Below are 3,864 nucleotides of genomic sequence, written 5' to 3' on the forward strand. Positions count from 1 at the left end.
CTGGGCGTAGGTGGTGTGGTCCAGCAGCGTCGCTTGTTCGGGGTCGCGGCTGAAGACCAGTTCTTGTAGTGGGTGTTCCAGGTGTGGGTCGAGTAGACCGCACACCTCGTCGAAGGCTTCGGCGAAGACGGGGAAGCGGTTGTGGAGTTCGGCGCCCATGCCGGGGCGTTGGCTGCCCTGTCCGCTGAACAGGAACACCGTCTGGCCGGTGGAATCGGCGGCCCCGCCGGGGTGCACCAGGCCCGGGTGGGGTTCTCCGGTTGCCAGTGCCTCCAGCCCGGCCACCAGTTCTTCGCGGTCCTGGCCGATGACCACGGCGCGGTGGTCGAAGAGCGTCCTGGACCGCAGCAGGGACCACCCCACCTCAGCGGCACTCACCTCGGGGTCGCCGGTGATGTGCCCGGTCAGGGCCCGCGCCTGGCCTCGTAGCGCCGCGTCGCTCTGTGCGGAGATCACCCAGGGCACCACACCGGCGACGTCCGATACGGGGTCGGGCTCGATCGGCTCGGGGGCCTGCTCAAGGATGAGATGGGCGTTCGTACCGGAGATGCCGAAGGAGGAGATCCCCGCCCGGCGGGGCCGTTCGTCCTGGGGCCATGGGACGGGTTCGGTGAGCAGCCGCAGATCGCCCGCGCTCCAGTCGACATTCGGGGTCGGTTCGTCGATGTGCAGTGACGCGGGCAGCACCCCGTGGCGCATCGCCATGACCATCTTGATGACCCCGGCCACTCCGGCGGCGGCCTGCGTGTGGCCGATGTTGGACTTGATGGAGCCGAGCCACAGCGGCTGGTCCTCCGGCCTGTCCTGCCCGTACGTGGCCAGCAGCGCCTGCGCCTCGATCGGGTCGCCGAGTGTGGTCCCGGTGCCATGCGCCTCGACGGCGTCCACCTCGGACGGCGACAGCCGGGCGTTGGCGAGCGCCTGCCGGATCACCCGCTGCTGTGAGGGCCCGTTCGGCGCGGTGAGCCCGTTGCTGGTGCCGTCCTGGTTGACGGCGGAGCCACGGACGACGGCCAGTACGCGATGGCCGTTGCGCCGCGCGTCCGACAGCCGTTCCAGCAGGACGAGACCGACGCCCTCGCCCCACACCATGCCGTCCGCCGCGGCCGCGAACGGCTTGCACCGCGCGTCGGGTGCCAGACCTCGCTGGCGGGAGAACTCGATGAACGCGCCCGGAGTGGCCATCACCGTCACCCCGCCGGCCAGGGCCATCGTGCACTCGCCCTGCCGCAGCGCCTGGGCCGCCAGATGCATGGCCACCAGCGAGGACGAGCACGCGGTGTCCACCGTGACCGCCGGGCCTTCGAGGCCGAAGGAGTAGGCCACCCGGCCGGACACCACACTGCCGATATTGCCCGTGGCGACATAGCCTTCGACGTCGCTCGCCGTATCGCCGGTGAGGGAGATGTAGTCCTGCGACGTCACCCCCGCGAACACCCCCGTGTTGCTGCCCGCGAGCGTGTTCCGGTCCAGGCCCGCGCTTTCGAAGGTCTCCCAGGCGGTTTCCAGGAGCAGCCGCTGCTGGGGGTCCATGGCGACCGCCTCGCGCGGGCTGATGCCGAAGAACCCGGGGTCGAACTCGGCCGCCTGGTAGAGGAAACCGCCCTCGCGGACATAGCTCGTCCCCGGCCGGTCGGGATCGGGGTCGTAGAGCGCGTTCAGATCCCAGTTGCGGTCGGTGGGCATCTCCGCGATGGCATCGCGGTGCGCCATGACCAGGTCCCACAGCTCCTGCGGGGAGTGTGCGTCGCCGGGGTAGCGGCAGGCCATGCCGACGATCGCGATCGGCTCTTCCTGGGCGGTCGTGGTCGGGGTGTGAGCGGCGACGGCCATCCGCTGACCCGTGAGTTCCGCGCGCAGATAGGTGGCGAGGGCGTTGGGCGTGGGGTGGTCGAAGACGAGCGCGGGCGCGAGGTCGATTCCAGTGGCGGTGGCGAGCTGGTTACGCAGCTCCACGGCGGTCAGGGAGTCGAACCCGAGCTCCTGGAACGGCTGGGCGGGCGGAATGGCGTCCGGTCCGGAATGCCCCAGGATCGAGGCCGCGAGGGACTGGATCCGCTCGAGGAGGAGCTGGTGCTGCTGCTCGGGGGTGGCGGCGGAGAGCCGCTGCTGGAGCGAGGTGCCGGCGGGCGCGCCGGCGGTTCGTTCGGTGGGGCTTTCGGCGGCCGTGATCAGGTCGTCGAGCAGCGGGCTGGGGCGCTGGGCGGTGAACGCCGTCGGGAACTTCTCCCAGTCGATGTCCGCCACGGTGACCGTGGTGTCACGGTGGTCCAGGGCGTGCTGGAGCGATGCCACGGCCAGCTCCGGGCTGAGCGGAGACAGGCCACGCCGCCCGTAGAACGCGAGCGCGGTCTCGTCGGCGGCCATACCCGCGTCGCCCCAGGGGCCCCAGGCGAGGCTGGTGGCGGGGAGTCCCCGGGCGCGGCGGTGTTCGGCGAGCGCGTCGAGGTACGTGTTCGCGGCGGCGTAGGCGCCTTGCCGACTGCCACCCCATGCGGCCGCACCGGACGAGAAGAGCACGAAGGCGCTGAGGTCGAGCCCCCGAGTCAGCTCATGCAGATGAGCGGCGGCCAGGGCCTTGGGCCCGAGCACATGCTGCAGCCGCTCCGGCCCAAGGTCGGAGATGAGCTCGGTGTCCGACGTTCCGGCGGCGTGGACGACGGTGGTGAGGGGGCGTTCGGCGGGAATGGTGTCGAGGAGGCGCTGGAGTGCGGCGCGGTCGGAGGCGTCGCAGGCGGTGACGGTGACGGTTGTGCCCAACGCGGTGAGTTCTTCGACGAGTTGGGTGGCGCCGGGGGCGTCGGGTCCTGAACGGCTGATGAGGTGGAGATGGGGTGCGCCATGGCGGGCGAGCCAGCGGGCGACATGGGCACCGAGACCGCCCGTGCCGCCGGTGATGAGCGTCGTACCGGTGGGCTGCCAGGTCCTGGGGGCAGTGGCGGGGGCACCGGCCTTACGGAGGCGCCGGGCGTAGCTGCCGGTGGCGCGGATGGCGGTCTGGTCCTCCGGCCCACCGGGGGCGAGCAGAGCGGCCAGGCGGTTGGCGGTGTGGTGGTCGATGACGGTCGGGAGGTCGACCAGACCACCCCAGCGGTGCGGGTGTTCCAGGGCCGCGGCCCGGCCCAGCCCCCAGGTCTGCGCCTGCCGAGGGCTGGGGAGCGGATCGCCGGGACCGGTGGCGACGGCGCCTTGGGTGAGGCACCACAGGGGCGCCGGGATCTCGGCGTCGCCGAGGGCCTGGACGAGCAGCGTGGCCGCGGCCAGCCCGGAGGGTACGGCGGGGTATTCGGGGTGCGGCTCCTCGTCGAGGGCGAGCAGGCTCAGTACTCCGGCGGGTTCGCCCTCCGTGGCCAGACGCGTGAGGTGGTCCGCCAGGGCGCCGCGATCGACGGTACGGGTGTCGAGCACATGGCGGAGCGGGGTGGCGCCGTGGCTGGTCAGGGCGTGCGCGACGGCTGCCACGGCAGGGTGGTCGGACTGACCGGCGGGGATGACCAGCAGCCAGGTGCCGGATAGATCCGGGCGCGCGGCGGGAACGGAAAGGCGCTTCCAAGTGGTCTGGTACCGCCAGGAATTGATGACCGAGCGCTCCCGGTGCTGCCGCCGCCAGGCGGACAGTGTCGGGAGGACAGCGCCCAGCATGGGCTGCTGATCCGCCGGTGAGTCGATGGTCGCCGCCAGGGCTTCCAGATCCTCGCGCTCCACGGCCTCCCAGAACTCCCTGTCGACCAGAGCCGCCTCGGTGGGCGCCGGGTCCGAGGAGGAGCCGGACGACAGCCAGTAGTGGTGGTGTTGGAAGGCGTAGGTGGGGAGGTCGATGGTGTGGGGGGTGGGGGTGGCGGGGTACCAGCTGGTCCAGTCGAT

The 3,864-nt window shown here is 71.8% G+C and carries 1 protein-coding gene; it reads right to left on the bottom strand.

All coding sequences use genetic code 11. The annotated features are described in order from the left end of the window. Nucleotides 1-3,864: SDR family NAD(P)-dependent oxidoreductase (locus tag NP777_RS46545; RefSeq protein WP_256656269.1), on the bottom strand; the 3,864-nt coding region annotated here is incomplete at both ends.

Origin of the sequence: Streptomyces rugosispiralis, from assembly GCF_024505145.1 — a bacterium.
Lineage (GTDB): Bacteria > Actinomycetota > Actinomycetes > Streptomycetales > Streptomycetaceae > Streptomyces > Streptomyces rugosispiralis.